Annotated in this window: 16 protein-coding genes; 7 read left to right on the forward strand and 9 right to left on the reverse strand. The window is 61.2% G+C overall.

Annotation, left to right across the window (positions count from 1 at the left end; all coding sequences use genetic code 11):
• Window positions 1-189: 189 nt before the first annotated feature.
• Window positions 190-1,347 (reverse strand): pyridoxal phosphate-dependent aminotransferase, encoded by a 1,158-nt coding sequence (locus BLJAPNOD_RS16345; RefSeq protein WP_115420499.1) that lies wholly within the window; start codon window positions 1,345-1,347, stop codon window positions 190-192.
• A 255-nt stretch (window positions 1,348-1,602) separates the two neighbouring features.
• Here BLJAPNOD_RS16345 and BLJAPNOD_RS16355 point away from each other — a divergent pair, with 255 nt between their 5' ends.
• The 5 genes from BLJAPNOD_RS16355 (at window position 1,603) to aat (ending at window position 5,403) form a co-directional block, all read left to right on the forward strand.
• Window positions 1,603-2,370: a DsbA family protein gene (locus tag BLJAPNOD_RS16355; protein WP_077498442.1), complete on the forward strand. Its 768-nt coding sequence runs from the start codon at window positions 1,603-1,605 to the stop codon at window positions 2,368-2,370.
• Window positions 2,371-2,488: 118 nt separating this feature from the next.
• The gene (gene aroQ, locus BLJAPNOD_RS16360; protein WP_053247093.1) at window positions 2,489-2,935 is read left to right on the forward strand and encodes a type II 3-dehydroquinate dehydratase; all 447 of its coding nucleotides are present in this window, start codon (window positions 2,489-2,491) and stop codon (window positions 2,933-2,935) included.
• Window positions 2,936-2,958: 23 nt separating this feature from the next.
• Window positions 2,959-3,423 carry an acetyl-CoA carboxylase biotin carboxyl carrier protein gene (gene accB, locus BLJAPNOD_RS16365; protein ID WP_115420500.1) on the forward strand — a complete coding sequence of 155 codons (465 nt, stop codon included), beginning with the start codon at window positions 2,959-2,961 and terminating at the stop codon, window positions 3,421-3,423.
• Between the two features lie 12 nt (window positions 3,424-3,435).
• Window positions 3,436-4,779 carry an acetyl-CoA carboxylase biotin carboxylase subunit gene (accC, locus tag BLJAPNOD_RS16370; protein ID WP_077498444.1) on the forward strand — a complete coding sequence of 448 codons (1,344 nt, stop codon included), beginning with the start codon at window positions 3,436-3,438 and terminating at the stop codon, window positions 4,777-4,779.
• Window positions 4,780-4,788: 9 nt separating this feature from the next.
• A complete protein-coding gene (aat, locus tag BLJAPNOD_RS16375; protein ID WP_115420501.1) occupies window positions 4,789-5,403 on the forward strand; it encodes a leucyl/phenylalanyl-tRNA--protein transferase in 615 nt (204 codons plus the stop codon).
• 348 nt (window positions 5,404-5,751) lie between these two features.
• On the opposite strand, the gene BLJAPNOD_RS16380 is transcribed toward aat, so the two are convergent.
• From BLJAPNOD_RS16380 to gatB, 5 genes are all read right to left on the reverse strand, one after another.
• Entirely contained in the window at window positions 5,752-6,204 is a 453-nt protein-coding gene (locus BLJAPNOD_RS16380) for a DUF2155 domain-containing protein (protein WP_077498446.1), read from the reverse strand.
• 128 nt (window positions 6,205-6,332) lie between these two features.
• Entirely contained in the window at window positions 6,333-6,728 is a 396-nt protein-coding gene (locus BLJAPNOD_RS16385; RefSeq protein ID WP_115420502.1) for an NADH:ubiquinone oxidoreductase subunit NDUFA12, read from the reverse strand.
• Window positions 6,729-6,836: 108 nt separating this feature from the next.
• Window positions 6,837-7,307 carry a GNAT family N-acetyltransferase gene (locus BLJAPNOD_RS16390; protein WP_199565950.1) on the reverse strand — a complete coding sequence of 157 codons (471 nt, stop codon included), beginning with the start codon at window positions 7,305-7,307 and terminating at the stop codon, window positions 6,837-6,839.
• Window positions 7,308-7,437: 130 nt separating this feature from the next.
• On the reverse strand, window positions 7,438-7,935 hold the full coding sequence (locus BLJAPNOD_RS16395) for a GNAT family N-acetyltransferase (RefSeq protein ID WP_115420503.1): 498 nt from the start codon (window positions 7,933-7,935) through the stop codon (window positions 7,438-7,440).
• 3 nt (window positions 7,936-7,938) lie between these two features.
• A complete protein-coding gene (gene gatB / locus BLJAPNOD_RS16400) occupies window positions 7,939-9,441 on the reverse strand; it encodes an Asp-tRNA(Asn)/Glu-tRNA(Gln) amidotransferase subunit GatB (RefSeq protein WP_077498450.1) in 1,503 nt (500 codons plus the stop codon).
• A 149-nt stretch (window positions 9,442-9,590) separates the two neighbouring features.
• On the opposite strand from gatB, the gene BLJAPNOD_RS16405 reads away from it, so the two are divergent.
• Together BLJAPNOD_RS16405 and BLJAPNOD_RS16410 are read left to right on the forward strand one after the other, a co-directional pair.
• Window positions 9,591-9,902: a DUF1294 domain-containing protein gene (locus BLJAPNOD_RS16405; protein WP_115420504.1), complete on the forward strand. Its 312-nt coding sequence runs from the start codon at window positions 9,591-9,593 to the stop codon at window positions 9,900-9,902.
• A gap of 176 nt (window positions 9,903-10,078) precedes the next feature.
• The gene (locus BLJAPNOD_RS16410; RefSeq protein WP_077498452.1) at window positions 10,079-10,333 is read left to right on the forward strand and encodes a YjhX family toxin; all 255 of its coding nucleotides are present in this window, start codon (window positions 10,079-10,081) and stop codon (window positions 10,331-10,333) included.
• 111 nt (window positions 10,334-10,444) lie between these two features.
• On the opposite strand, the gene BLJAPNOD_RS16415 is transcribed toward BLJAPNOD_RS16410, so the two are convergent.
• The 3 genes from BLJAPNOD_RS16415 to gatA form a co-directional block, all read right to left on the reverse strand.
• Window positions 10,445-11,929 carry a GGDEF domain-containing protein gene (locus tag BLJAPNOD_RS16415; RefSeq protein ID WP_115420505.1) on the reverse strand — a complete coding sequence of 495 codons (1,485 nt, stop codon included), beginning with the start codon at window positions 11,927-11,929 and terminating at the stop codon, window positions 10,445-10,447.
• Window positions 11,930-12,048: 119 nt separating this feature from the next.
• Entirely contained in the window at window positions 12,049-12,552 is a 504-nt protein-coding gene (locus BLJAPNOD_RS16420; RefSeq protein ID WP_115420506.1) for a GNAT family N-acetyltransferase, read from the reverse strand.
• A gap of 103 nt (window positions 12,553-12,655) precedes the next feature.
• Window positions 12,656-14,137, reverse strand: a complete 1,482-nt coding sequence (gene gatA, locus BLJAPNOD_RS16425; RefSeq protein ID WP_115420507.1) for an Asp-tRNA(Asn)/Glu-tRNA(Gln) amidotransferase subunit GatA — start codon at window positions 14,135-14,137, stop codon at window positions 12,656-12,658.
• Between the last annotated feature and the right edge of the window lie 41 nt (window positions 14,138-14,178).

Below are 14,178 nucleotides of genomic sequence, written 5' to 3' on the forward strand. Positions count from 1 at the left end.
ATATCCCAGTGAATCACAAACCCCCAGCTCTCGCCAGGGGTTTGTCAGCAGTCTGAGCCCGGACCTTGGTCCGGGCTTTTTCGTTTCCGTTTCGACGAAATCGTAAGCGCCTGCTCAGCTAAGAGTTTGATTCAAGGGCCTCTCGACATGAATCCGGCAACGGCCGCAAGCTGCTGAAACAATTGAAGATCAAGCAATCCAGCGGGCAATCCGGTCCATCGCTTCGTTCATGTCGGCCATCGACCCGGCATAGGAAAACCGCATCGTACGATGCCCTTCAAGCGGATCGAAATCGAAACCCGGCGTCGCCGCCACGTTGATTTCCGCCAACATCCGGCGGGCAAACGCCATGCTGTCATTGGTGAAACGAGAGACATCCGCATAGGCATAGAAAGCGCCATCCATCGGCGACGCAATGGAAAAGCCGATCTCCGGCAGGCGCTTCAACAGCATTTCGCGGTTGGCCGCGTAAGCCGCCTTGTAACCGTCGAGCTCCGTCTGGGCACCAAGCGCTGCCTCGGCCGCGATCTGCGACAGTTCCGGCGGCGAGATGTAAAGGCTCTGGGCGATGCGCTCGAAGCCGCGGACCTGCTTCTCCGGCAGCACCATCCACCCGATACGCCATCCGGTCATGCAGTAGTATTTGGAGAAGGAATTGATGACGACGACGTCGTCGGTCACCTCCAGAGCGCTCGCCTCCTCGCCGGCAAATGTCAGCCCGTGATAAATTTCATCGGAGATGAAGGCGATGTTCTCGATGCGGCAATAGTCGGCGAGCGCCTTCAGCCCCGCCCTGCCCGTCACCGTTCCGGTCGGATTGGCCGGGCTTGCCAGCAGCACGCCCTTCAACGGTCGCCCGATCTTAGCGGCAGCACGCGCCAGATTTTCCGGCGTCAGCGTAAAGCCGCTCTCGGCATTGGCTTCCACCTCCACGACCGTCAGGCCAAGTGCTGCGAGAATGTTGCGGTAGGCAGGGTAGCCGGGCCGCGCGATCGCCACGCAATCGCCGGGATCAAAAAGCGCGAGAAAGGCAAGATTGAACCCGGCCGACGAGCCCGTCGTCACCGCGATGCGTTGCGGGTCGAGCGCGAGACCGTGACGCCTCTGATAATGCCGTGCGATCGCGGCTCTGAGAGACAAGGTGCCGAGCGCATCGGTGTAGCCAAGTCGGCCATGCTCTAGCGCCTTGCGCGCCGCATCCAGGGTCGCCTTTGGCGCAGGGTGCGCCGGTTGGCCGACGGCCATCGAAATCACCGGGTGCCCGGCGTCGCGGCGGCGCGTCGCCTCCGCCAGCACGTCCATGGCGTGAAAGGGTTCGACGGCGCTGCGGTTCGACAGTTCTACCAAGGCAATATCCTCAACAAGCGGCGTGTATCAACCTGCGCTGATACTCCATTCGGCCCGTTTGCCCGATCGTCAAAAGCTTCACAAGTCCGCGAGCGCCGTATTTCCGCCGATTTTGCCGTTTCGTTTCACCGGGCCCCACCCTATGCTGCCCGCGTGTTGCGGTATTGGAGATTCCTGTTGTCTTTTACAAGCGCGCATTGACGCCGTATCGAGACATGGACGACAGACAGGGCAGGTAGAGACAACGAGGTAAAAATGAATTTCAGCACGAAAATGATTGCCGCCGGGGCGCTCGCCGCGTTCATGGCAGGGGTCAGCTTGCCGCAAAACGCGCTTGCGCTCGACCAGAAACAGAAGGACGAGTTTGGCGCCTTCATCAAGGAATACCTGCTCGCCAATCCGGAGATCATGCTTGAGGTCCAGGAGGCGCTCGCTACCAAGCAGCGCGCAAAGCAGCAGGAAGCGGCCGAAGGCGCGATCTCCGAAAACAAGAAGGCAATCTTCAACTCCAAGTACGACATGGTGCTTGGCAACCCTGATGGCGACGTCACGGTCGTCGAGTTCTACGACTACAACTGCGGCTACTGCAAACGCGCGCTGACGGACATGGAAGACATCCTCGCCAAGGACAAGAACGTCCGCTTCGTGCTGAAGGAACTGCCGATCCTTGGCCCAGATTCGCTGGCCGCCCATAAGGTCAGCGCCGCATTCCGGCTGGTCGCGCCCGAAAAGTTTGGCGAGTTCCATCGGGCCTTGCTCGGTGGCGAAGACCGCGCAACCGAGGAAACGGCGATTGCCGTTGCCGGCAAGCTCGGCGTCACCGAAAAGCAGCTGCGTGCCAAGATGGAGAAGGAGCCGCATGACGCGGCGGTGCGCGAGGCCTACACCCTTGCCAACGACCTCGGCATCACCGGCACGCCCTCCTACGTGATCGGCAACGAAGCGGTGTTTGGCGCCGTCGGTGCCGAGGAAATCGGCACCAAGGTGGCCAACATGCGCAGCTGCGGCAAGACGGCCTGCTGACCACGTGCATTGCACGGCCTGTCCCAACTGTGGACAAATCCCGCGAGGACCCAAAGGGCTTTTCCTCGCGGGACCATCAGTCTATAGGTAACCCTCTATCACTGGACCGGAATCCCGCATGCCCACCAAAATTTTCGTGCTGAACGGCCCCAACCTGAATGCGCTCGGCAAGCGCGAACCGGGGATCTATGGCGGCCAGACACTCGCCGACATCGAGGCGATGTGCACCACGGAAGGCAAGGCATTAGGGTTGGAGGTCGATTTTCGACAATCCAACCATGAAGGCACGCTGGTCGACTGGCTGCACGAAGCGGGCGAAAAGGCTGCTGGTGTCGCGATCAATCCCGCGGCCTACGGCCATACGTCGATCGCGCTGCACGATGCCATCCGCGCGATCGGCATCCCGGTGGTCGAACTGCATCTTTCCAACATCCACGCGCGTGAAGAATTCCGCCACAAGTCGATGATTGCTCCGGCGGTCAAAGGCGTCATCTGCGGTTTCGGCGCGCAGAGTTACATTCTGGCGCTGCATGCGCTAAAGAACCTGACAGAAACGTCGAAATAAAAAGAACACGAGGCTCATATCCCATGGCTGACAAGAAACCCGGTATCGACCAGGCGCTGATCCGCGATCTCGCCAATATCCTGAACGACACGGATCTCACCGAGATCGAAGTGGAACAGGAAGACCTCCGCATCCGCGTATCGCGCGCCGGCACCCCGGTCGCCATGTCGATGCCGACCTACCAGGCCCAGCCGGCGGTCCACGCTGCGCAGCCGGCCGCCGCTGTCGCTCCGGCCGAGACCAGCCGCACCTCCAAGAACGCCGTAACGGCGCCAATGGTCGGCACGGCTTATCTGGCACCGGCTCCGGGCGCCCGCCCGTTCATCGAGGTCGGCACCGTGGTCAAGGAAGGCCAGACGGTCCTGATCATCGAAGCGATGAAGACCATGAACCAGATCCCTGCCCCGCGTTCGGGCAAGGTGACCGAAATCTTCGTCCAGGACGCAGCCCCCGTCGAATATGGCGAGCCGCTGATCGTAATCGAATAAGGCGGCGCTGCGATGATCTCGAAAATTCTCATTGCCAATCGCGGCGAAATCGCCCTTCGCGTGCTGCGCGCCTGTAAGGAGCTCGGCATCGCGACGGTGGCCGTCCATTCCACGGCCGACAGCGACGCCATGCACGTGCGTCTCGCCGACGAAAGCGTCTGCATCGGTCCTCCGCCGTCGCGCGATAGCTATCTGAACATTCACCAGATCGTCGCGGCCTGCGAAATCACCGGCGCTGACGCCGTGCACCCGGGCTACGGCTTCCTGTCGGAAAATGCCAAGTTCGCCGAAATCCTCGAAGCGCACGACATCACCTTCATCGGTCCGACGGCGGAACATATCCGCATCATGGGCGACAAGATCACCGCCAAGAAGACGGCGCAGGAACTTGGCATCCCCGTGGTTCCGGGCTCCGATGGCGAAGTGAAGCCGGAAAATGCGATCGAAGTCGCACGCAAGATCGGCTTTCCGGTTCTGATCAAGGCGACCGCCGGCGGCGGCGGCCGCGGCATGAAGGTCGCAAAGACCGAGGCCGAACTCGAAGAAGCCGTGTCAACAGCGCGTTCCGAGGCGCTTGCCGCCTTCGGCAATGACGCGGTTTACATGGAGAAATATCTCGGCAAGCCGCGCCACATCGAAATCCAGATCGTCGGCGACGGCGAAGGCAATGCGATCCATCTCGGCGAGCGCGACTGCTCCTTGCAGCGTCGTCACCAGAAGGTCTGGGAAGAAGCGAATTCCCCTGCCCTCAACGTCGAACAGCGTATGAAGATCGGCGAAGTTTGCGCCGATGCCATGCGGAAGTTGAAGTATCGCGGCGCAGGCACGATCGAGTTCCTCTACGAGAATGGCGAGTTCTATTTCATCGAAATGAACACCCGTCTGCAGGTGGAGCATCCGATCACCGAGGCAATCACCGGCATCGACCTTGTGCATGAGCAGATCCGCGTTGCGTCGGGTGGCGGGCTTTCGGTCAAGCAGGAAGACATCGTGTTTTCCGGCCACGCGATCGAGTGCCGGATCAATGCCGAGGACCCCCGGACCTTCGTCCCCTCGCCGGGCACGATCACGCATTTCCACGCACCGGGCGGTCTCGGCGTTCGCGTCGATTCGGGTGCCTATCAGGGCTACCGGATCCCGCCCTACTACGACAGCCTGATCGGCAAGCTGATCGTTCATGGCCGCACGCGCGTCGAATGCATGATGCGCCTTCGTCGCGTGCTGGATGAGTTTGTCATCGACGGCATCAAGACGACGCTGCCGCTGTTCCAGGACCTGATCAACAATCAGGACATCGCGAACGGCGATTACGACATCCATTGGCTGGAGCATCATCTGGCCACGACGTCCGAATAGGACTGTGCATTGAAAGGGACGCGCAGCAAGCAACCCGACGTAACACCGGACATGCTGCTGCGCGCCTATTCGATAGGCCTGTTTCCGATGGCCGATTCGGCAGACGATCCGGAGCTTTTCTGGGTCGAGCCGGAAATCCGCGGCGTCATTCCTCTGGATGACTTTCACGTCTCGCGCAGCCTCGCAAAGACAATCCGCAAGAGCCAGTTCGACATCCGCTTCAACACCGCCTTCGAGGCCGTCATGGAAGGGTGTGCCGCGCCGGCACCCGATCGGCCGACGACCTGGATCAACAACAAGATCCGCGCCCTCTACGCCACGCTTCACTCCATGGGATACGCACACAGCGTCGAAGCCTGGGAGGGCGATGTGCTGGTCGGCGGCCTCTACGGCGTCTCCCTCGGTTCGGCATTCTTCGGTGAGAGCATGTTTTCCCGGCGCACGAACGCGTCCAAGATCTGTCTCGTGCATCTGGTGGAGCGCCTGCGATCAAGAGGCTTTGAGCTGCTCGACACGCAGTTCACCACTGAACACCTGAAATCCTTCGGCGCCATCGACGTGCCGAAGGCCGAATACGAGATCATGCTCGCCAATGCGATGAACGCGCCCGATCTATCGTTTTGAGTTCATCGCCCAGCTGAGCCCCTGGTGCGTACGCCCCTCTCTACCCCGTCTCAGCCCCTTCCAAGCGCATGGCAGCGATATGCCTGCCAGAGCGTCATCCGTTCACAAAAAGAGTCGTGCAAACGCTCCATCGCTTTGTTTTGACATCTTTCTTCGCGGACGTCGTCCCGCGGCAGGCCCAAGATACTGCGGATGGGTGGACATTGCGCCGCCGGCACGGACGCCCGCCAAGCTGTGCCGCCACGGGCTGTCGACGGCCGCGGCTTTGCCGGCGCACGGAAGGACGGGTGGGCATAGACAATGTGAGGAGATCTCGCAGCCGCGTTCAACGGCGTCCGGCAGACAAGACTATTTCTTGGAAGCCGTATCTGGCGGTGGCAGGTCCGACGTCGCCTTGCACGATTGCAGCCAGACGTCATAGACCGGGTGCTCAACGGCATTGAGGCCGGGGCTGTCGGCGAACATCCAGCCGGTAAAGATCCGCCTGATCTTGCGGTCGAGCGTGATCTCGTCGACCTCGACGAAGGTCGTGATCTTCTGCGCTTCGGTATCGTCCCTGTTGTAGCAGACGCGCGGTGTCACCTGCAGGGCGCCGAACTGGACGGTCTCGCCGATATAGACGTCGAAGGTGGTGATACGGCCGGTAATCTTGTCGATCCCGGAAAACACGGCGACGGCGTTGTTGATCCGCGCGGCCTCGGCGGTGCCGGTCGAGGAAAGCATCGGCAGCGCGACAAGCGCAGCAACACAGATCCGGCTCGACATCTGACCGATTGTCTTCCGCAGATAAGAACCCGCCATTCCCGCCTGTCTCCCGCGCGCCTTGCATTCACCGTTGATGGATATCAGGCGCTAAACATGAAATGTGGCCGCCCCGTGGTCACTGGACCATTTCGCGGAGCGGCGCGCCTTGTCCGACGACAAGTGTCTCAGGAACCCGGAGTCCAGGCGTCGTAGTCGCCTGTCACACGCGGACGTGCACCGGTGCCGGCGATCGAACCCTGCGGCCGGTAGGCGTTGGCCGTGCCGGTCGGATTCGGGCGGTGCGGCTTCTGCCACTCGCGAGCGACGTATTTTTCGTCCGCCGGCGAAACATTGGTGCGGTGATGCATCCAGCCGTGCCAGCCGGAAGGAATCGCCGAAGCATCAGCATAACCGCTGTAGATCACCCAACGGCGCGTGCGGCCTTCGGAGTCCTTGCCGCCCTGATAATAGACGTTGCCGAGTTCGTCTTCGCCGACACGTTGACCGTTACGCCAGGTGTGAAACCGCGTTCCGATCGTCTGTTCGTTCCACCAGGTGAAAATCTGCAGCAGGAGCTTCATGGATGCCGTCCTCAACCGACCGTTGGGAAGGCGGCCGGATACCAAAACTATGTCCCCGCTTATGCCCCGCCACTCCAGCCTTGTCCAGTGATTCCGAGGCAAACCCGGTCATTTCAGCGGCATGTGGAAACCGAAATGGCTGCGCACAAAACCGAGACGCTCGTAGAAGCGATGCGCGTCGCTGCGTGCCGCATTCGAGGAGAGCTGGACCTTTACAGCCCCCTCCTCGCGTGCGCGCTCGATTGCGTGGCGCATCATCCGCTCGCCAATGCCGCGGCCGCGCATATCGGTGCGGGTTTGCACGGCCTCGATCAGCAGTCTTGGCCGCCCGCGGCCAGGGAGCGAGGTCAACAATGTCGTCTGGAAGGTGCCAACCACGCCTTGGCCGCGGCAAGCGACATAAAGAGTTTGCAGCGGCGACGCCTCGATGCGCACGAACGCCGCGAGATAGTCGCCGAAAGCCTCCGGCTCCACCGTATCATCATGCGCGCCAACGTCGTCGGCGGCAAAGAGCGCGATGATCGCGGGCAAATCAGCCCGCTCAGCCTTGCGGATATCCAGGTCTGTCATCGCGTGCATGTTTCCTCCGGACGTGACGATCAGTGCCGAGCACCAATTATCAGAAGGCTACGGTTTCGCGACGCCCCCCTGAGCCGAGCCATTTTCCACAGAGGAAAGCGACGGCCGCTGACCTCAGAGAACGACTGCGTCAGACCAACGGTTTTTCGAGGATGAGGGCGGCAAGCCCCGATTGGTCGTCGCCGCAATTGCTGGTCTGGCCGACTTCGGAAAAGCCGTGAGCCCGGTAGAATGCGAGGGCGTGAAGGTTCTGTGGTTCGACTTCGACCCGCATGCGTTCGGCATCCGGGAAGCAGGTCTCGAGTTCGGCGAAAATGTCGCGACCGATGCCCTGCCCCTGGAGTTTCGGCAGGACGTAAAGCTGGTGGAGCATCACGGTTTTCTTCAACGTATCGGACATGGACGCATACCCCATGCCGCCGATGTCGCGACCGTCGTCGGCCACGAGGAACTCCGCGTTCTTGCGCTCCAGCCGAGCCTTCAGCGCCGGCAGCGAATGCCAGCGCCCTGTGAGCTCATTGACCTTCTCGACGCCATAGAAGGTGTCGTAGGTCGCGTGCCACGTCTCGACGAGCAGCGCGCGAACCTTTTCCAGATCGCGCTCGCTCGCCGTGCGGACGAAGTACATGGCTTATTCCTCGATGCCGAGCTTGGCCTTGACCAAGGCCTGGACGGCCTGCGGGTTGGCCTTGCCACCGGTCGACTTCATCACCTGGCCGACGAACCAGCCGGCCAGCGAAGGCTTCGCCTGCACCTTGGCGACCTGATCCGGGTTGGCGGCAATGATCTCATCGACTGCCTTCTCGATGGCGCCGGTATCCGTCACCTGCTTCATGCCGCGTGCTTCGACGATCTCGGCGGGATTTCCACCCTCGTTCCAGACGATTTCGAAGAGATCCTTGGCGATCTTGCCGGAGATCGTCTCGGCCTTGATGAGGTCGATAATGCCGCCGAGCTGGGCGGGCGAAACCGGAGTCTCTTCAATGGCTTTGCCGGCTTTGTTCAAGGCGCCGAGCAGGTCGTTGATCACCCAGTTTGCGGCGATCTTTCCGTCACGACCTTCGGCCACGGCTTCGAAATAGTCAGCGATCGACTTTTCGGACACGAGCACCGAGGCGTCATAGATCGACAGGCCCATGGCGCTGACGAAGCGTTCCTTCTTGTCGTCGGGCAGTTCCGGCAGGTCGGCTTTCAGCGCATCGACAAAGGCCTGGTCGAATTCGAGCGGCAGCAGATCCGGATCCGGGAAGTAGCGATAGTCGTGCGCATCTTCCTTGGAGCGCATGGAGCGCGTCTCGCCCTTGTTCGGGTCGAAGAGGCGGGTCTCCTGATCGATGGAACCGCCGTCTTCCAGAATGCCGATCTGGCGACGCGCTTCGTATTCGATCGCCTGACCGATGAAACGGATAGAGTTGACGTTCTTGATTTCGCAGCGCGTGCCAAAACCTTCGCCCGGGCGGCGGACCGAGACGTTGACGTCGGCGCGCATCGAGCCTTCGTCCATGTTGCCGTCGCAGGTGCCGAGGTAACGCACGATCGAGCGCAGCTTGGTCATGTAGGCCTTGGCTTCGTCGGACGAGCGCATGTCAGGCTTGGAGACGATCTCCATCAGCGCCACGCCGGAGCGGTTGAGGTCGACATAGGACATCGACGGGTGCTGGTCGTGCATCGACTTGCCGGCATCCTGCTCGAGGTGCAGGCGCTCGATGCCAATCTCGACATCCTCGAACTGGCCCTGGCGATCCGGCCCGACGGAAATGACGATCTGGCCTTCGCCGACGATCGGATCCTTGAACTGCGAGATCTGATAGCCCTGCGGCAGGTCGGGGTAGAAGTAGTTCTTGCGGTCGAAGATCGAACGGTTGTTGATCACGGCCTTGAGGCCGAGACCGGTGCGAACCGCCTGCTTGACGCATTCCTCGTTGATGACGGGCAACATGCCGGGCATGGCCGCGTCGACCAGCGACACGTTGGCGTTCGCCGGCTTGCCGAACTCGGTCGAGGCACCCGAGAACAGCTTCGAATTGGAAAGCACCTGGGCATGGACCTCCATGCCGATGATGACCTCCCAGTCGCCGGTGGCGCCAGGGATGAAGCGTTTGGAATCGGGAGTGCGGACGTCGACAATGCTCATATCATGCTCTTCTTTGAAGCCTGAATTCTTGGTTTCTCGGTAGAGCAATTGCCGCAATGGTGCAAGTTGTTAGGCGCGATCAGCTGCCTCGCGATGACATGGCACGCCGTTTAACAGCCGCTTAGCGACTGCTGTGGCAAAAGGCGGATATGCCCTTCGCCGCTACCAGCCTTCTGTGTTTCCTTGTCGCGATCAACGTCGCGAGCTTCTGTCAGTTCTGGTACGACAAGCACGCGGCGCGATCGGGCTGGCGCCGCATCCGCGAGCGGACGTTGCTGGAAACGGCCTTTTTCGGTGGCAGCATCGGTGCGATGACCGGCCGCCAGGTCTTCAGGCACAAGACACGCAAGGAACCGTTTCGAACACATCTGATGCTGATCGTCCTGTTCCAGGGGATTGTGGCGGTCGCCTGCGCAATCCTTGCGAGCGGATATCTTGACGCTTTCGCCGGTCTCTTCTAGGAAGCTTCCGTTCGAATGGAGTTTTGATGTTCACATCGTCTGAGTCCCGGTAAGGGCCCTTGCCCGCTTTCTTCTAAGAGACTGCGCGCACGGGCCGGAAACGTAACCCCGCTTTTCCTAAGATTTGCGGACCGTTTTTTTGCGTTCTTACGAACGCTATTCCGGAACATTCAGAAATGGATATCTCACGCGCTGAACAGCGCATTCTCCATCATTTGGCCCAGGGCGGCCGTATCGAAATCACCCGCGACGAAAAGACGATCATCGATATCCGATGCTTCACGCGCGACGGATGGGTCTATCCGGGCTTCAGCCTCGAACTCTTCCGCAAGCTGAAGCGGAAGAAGGCGATTTCGTCATCGGCCGGAAAACCCTATCGCATCACCGAGCAGGGACTGCGCCTGGTCCGGTCCGAACTCAACAATCGGTAACCCGGGAAACCACTGGAGATGCCAGGCATGATCGCCTGGCATCTCCAACTGCACCTTGGTGTATGACACCTTGACCAAATCGAGCTAGGTCCGGCACAGCGTCCTTGCGCGTCAGATTTGACGCGCGGCTCCGTGCCGACCGACCATGGCGCCGACTTCAGGCGTACCATCGGCAAATACATGGATACGGTCTCGCCCCTCCGCCTTGGCGGCGTAGAGGGCCTTGTCCGCCTGGGACAGCAGCCCCTCCAGACCAGCGCTCGCCGGCAGCAGTTCGGCAATGCCGATGCTGGCAGTCACCGACAGCTTCTCGCCATTGTCAAGCGCGACATCGAGCGCACGGATGGCCGCCAGGACCCGCTCGGCGACACGGGCCGCATTCGCTGGCGTCTGCCGGACGAGAAGGATCGCGAACTCTTCGCCACCGAGCCTGCCAAGAAGATCGTCGGGGCGCAACGTCATCCGGATTGTCACGGCCACGGCCTGCAACACGCGATCGCCTGCCGCGTGACCGTGGGTATCGTTGATGACCTTAAAGCGGTCGATATCCAGCATCAGGGCGAAGATCGGTGTCTTACGGTTATCGGCCTCGATCAATGCCGAAGCACGGACCATAAAGGCCGCACGGGCAAGGCATTGCGTCAGGAAATCATAGTCCACCGCATGGGAAAGCCGGGCGATCAGGGTTCGGCGCGCGGCATCGATGCTTGCCACGGTCAGGGGCCCGAGCGCCAGAAGCGTGATGCCAAGACGCGTGGATATCAGTGTCGCCTCGGCGAGACGGTCGACCCCAAGGTGCAGAATGCCCGAGGCTACGGCGACCTGAGCCAGCATACAGACGATCGCCATCAGCACGGCCACGGCAAACAGACGGTAGGTCAAGGCGCACCAAAGCAACGACGGCACCGGAAAGGCAATCGCCCCCGGCCCGCCGATCAGCAGCGCCGCTACGCAGGACACCACCAGGGATACGATCGGCCAGGGATTGACGCTCGCCGCAGACGCAGTCGTCGCCACCGACACGACCCGTTCTCTTTCGGCAAACGCCGGCATTGCCAGAAAAACCGGCAGGATCACGACGTAGTTGACCAGCTCGGTCGTCAGCCACGCGACGAAGGCACGTGTGATCGGCTCACCGAAATAGTGCGCGACCGCGAGCGAGCCGGCAATCGACGCGCTGCCGCCGGCGAAAGCCGAGATCGAAAACATGTAAAGCACGGCAAGGGGCCGGCGCAGATGACGGTGCTCGGTGGAAAGGCGCATGAAAAGGGCGTAGCCAACACCGACGCCGATGAGGTTGGCACCATTGAGGGCGACTGCAGCGCCAAGGCTCGAGCCTGTCAGCAGGTCCGCCAGGACATAAGCCAGCGCTGCACAAACCCACGCCGCGGGCGTGCTTAGAGACGGATGCCGCACAAACAGACCGAGCAGGATTGCATTGGCAGGCCAGACCGATGCGAGCATGCCGAAAGGTCGGCTGAAAATACCGAGCAGGCAGGCGGCAAAGACCGTCAGGCAGAGACCGCCTATCCATAGCGGGCGAATGGACGATCTGAAAAACACCGATTGCTGGATCGTATTCTCGAATATCTGCAACGAACGTCCCCTGCGCCGCCACGTAATTTCAATACCCCTAATATTTCATGGGTCGAATGAATGCGAGGTGAATATTCGGCCGGGGAGCCACACCTCACGAAAACGTCATGCTCATCCGGTCAGCGACCGTAGAGCTCAGTATCCGCTTCTGCGAGCGGCTTGCTCAACCCGATGAACTCGACATCACGGTCGAGCTTTGGGGCATAGGCGGTCGACAGCCAACTGACCCCGTAGCCGTGTTTACGGAAGAAGCCGATGGCCGCAGCATTCTGGGCGTGCGTCTTGGTTTTCGCCGTCTCGAAGCCGTCGTTCGAAATACGAAGCTCGATGTCAGCGAGCAAACGACCGCCGAAGCCCTGCGCCTGGACATCCGGATCGATCCAAAGGTCGGAGATATTCTCGTCGAAGTTCTCACGAGCAGCCCAGCCACGTGGCCTGCCATCGACCTCGATCAACGATACAGAGAGCCAGTTATTGGTGAGAAAGTCGGCAAAGGCGTTTTCCGCCAGACGCCTCATCGAAGCGACATCGACAAGTCCGCTTGTCGCCCCTTCCCAGGCGCGAAGGCCGATGGCTGTGAGAGTACCGACCTCATCGTGACGAGCATGGCGGATCAAAGGCATGGCGCGGCTCCCCTCTCGGCGCCACTAAACCACGCCGCTGGCTGACAGGCCAGTCCCGGCGATTGGGGCGTAGCAGGCTTAACCGTGCTACGCCTTCAACACTTTACCACCACTTGGTGGGTGTGAAACGACCGGCCGCCTGTTCGATGACATGGGCGGTCTTGAACAGGGTCTCTTCCTCGAACGGCTTGCCGATCAATTGCAGACCAAGCGGCAGACCCTTGTGGTCGACGCCGCCGGGAACGGCGATGCCCGGCAGGCCGGCCATGTTAACCGTCACCGTGAAGATGTCGTTGAGGTACATCTTCACCGGATCGGATGCCAGATCCTCGTCGGCGATACCGAAGGCAGAAGACGGAGTGGCAGGCGTCAGGATCGCATCGACACCAGCGTGGAAGGCCAGTTCGAAGTCACGCTTGATCAGCGTGCGCACCTTCTGGGCGCGCAGGTAGTAGGCGTCGTAATAGCCGGCGGAAAGCACGTAGGTGCCGATCATGATGCGGCGCTTGACCTCCTGGCCGAAGCCGGCGGCACGGGTCTTTTCGTACATGTCGACGATGTCCTTGCCGTCGACGCGCAGGCCGTAGCGAACGCCATCGTAGCGGGCAAGGTTCGAGGACGCTTCGGCAGGAGCGACGATGTAATAGGCCGGCAGCGCATATTTGGTGTGCGGAAGCGTGATGTCCACGATCTCGGCACCGGCGTCCTTGAGCCAGGCGATACCCTGCTGCCAGAGCGCCTCGATCTCTTCCGGCATACCCCCGACGCGGTACTCGCGGGGAATGCCGATCTTCATGCCCTTAATCGACTGGCCGATCGAGGCTTCGTAGTTCGGCACCGGCAGATCGACCGAGGTCGTGTCCTTGGCGTCGACACTTGCCATCGACTTCAGAAGGATCGCGGCATCGCGCACGTCACGGGCAATCGGGCCGGCCTGGTCGAGCGACGAGGCGAAGGCGACGACGCCCCAGCGCGAGCAGCGGCCGTAGGTCGGTTTGATGCCAACGGTGCCGGTAAAGGCCGCCGGCTGACGGATGGAGCCACCGGTGTCGGTTGCCGTCGCACCAGCGCACAGATGCGCAGCCACGGCCGCGGCCGAACCGCCCGATGAACCACCCGGAACCAGATCGAGGTTGGAGCCCTTGGCGCGCCAGGGGTTCTTCACGGCGCCGTAGTAGGAGGTCTCGTTGGAGGAGCCCATGGCGAACTCGTCCATGTTGAGCTTGCCGAGCATCACGGCACCGTCGTTCCAGAGGTTCTGGGTCACGGTCGATTCGTAGCGCGGAGCGAAACCATCAAGAATATGGCTGCAGGCCTGGGTGTGCACGCCTTCGGTGCCGAAGAGATCCTTGATGCCCAGCGGAATGCCTTCGAGCGCGCCGGCCTTGCCGGCGGCGATGCGCACATCCGAAGCCTTGGCCATTTCGCGCGCCTTGTCGGGCGTGACGGCAATATAGGCATTGATCGCTTCGTTGGCGCTATCGATCGCTGCGATATAAGCGTCGGTCAGTTCAACGGCGGTAATTTCCTTGCCGGCAAGCTTGGTGCGGGCTTCGGCGATCGTCAGGCTGGTGAGTTCGGTCATGGTGAAATCGGGCTTTCGCAAATCGGGTACGTCGGGGCGGC

This window comes from Ensifer sp. M14 (assembly GCF_003355565.1).
Classification (GTDB): domain Bacteria; phylum Pseudomonadota; class Alphaproteobacteria; order Rhizobiales; family Rhizobiaceae; genus Ensifer.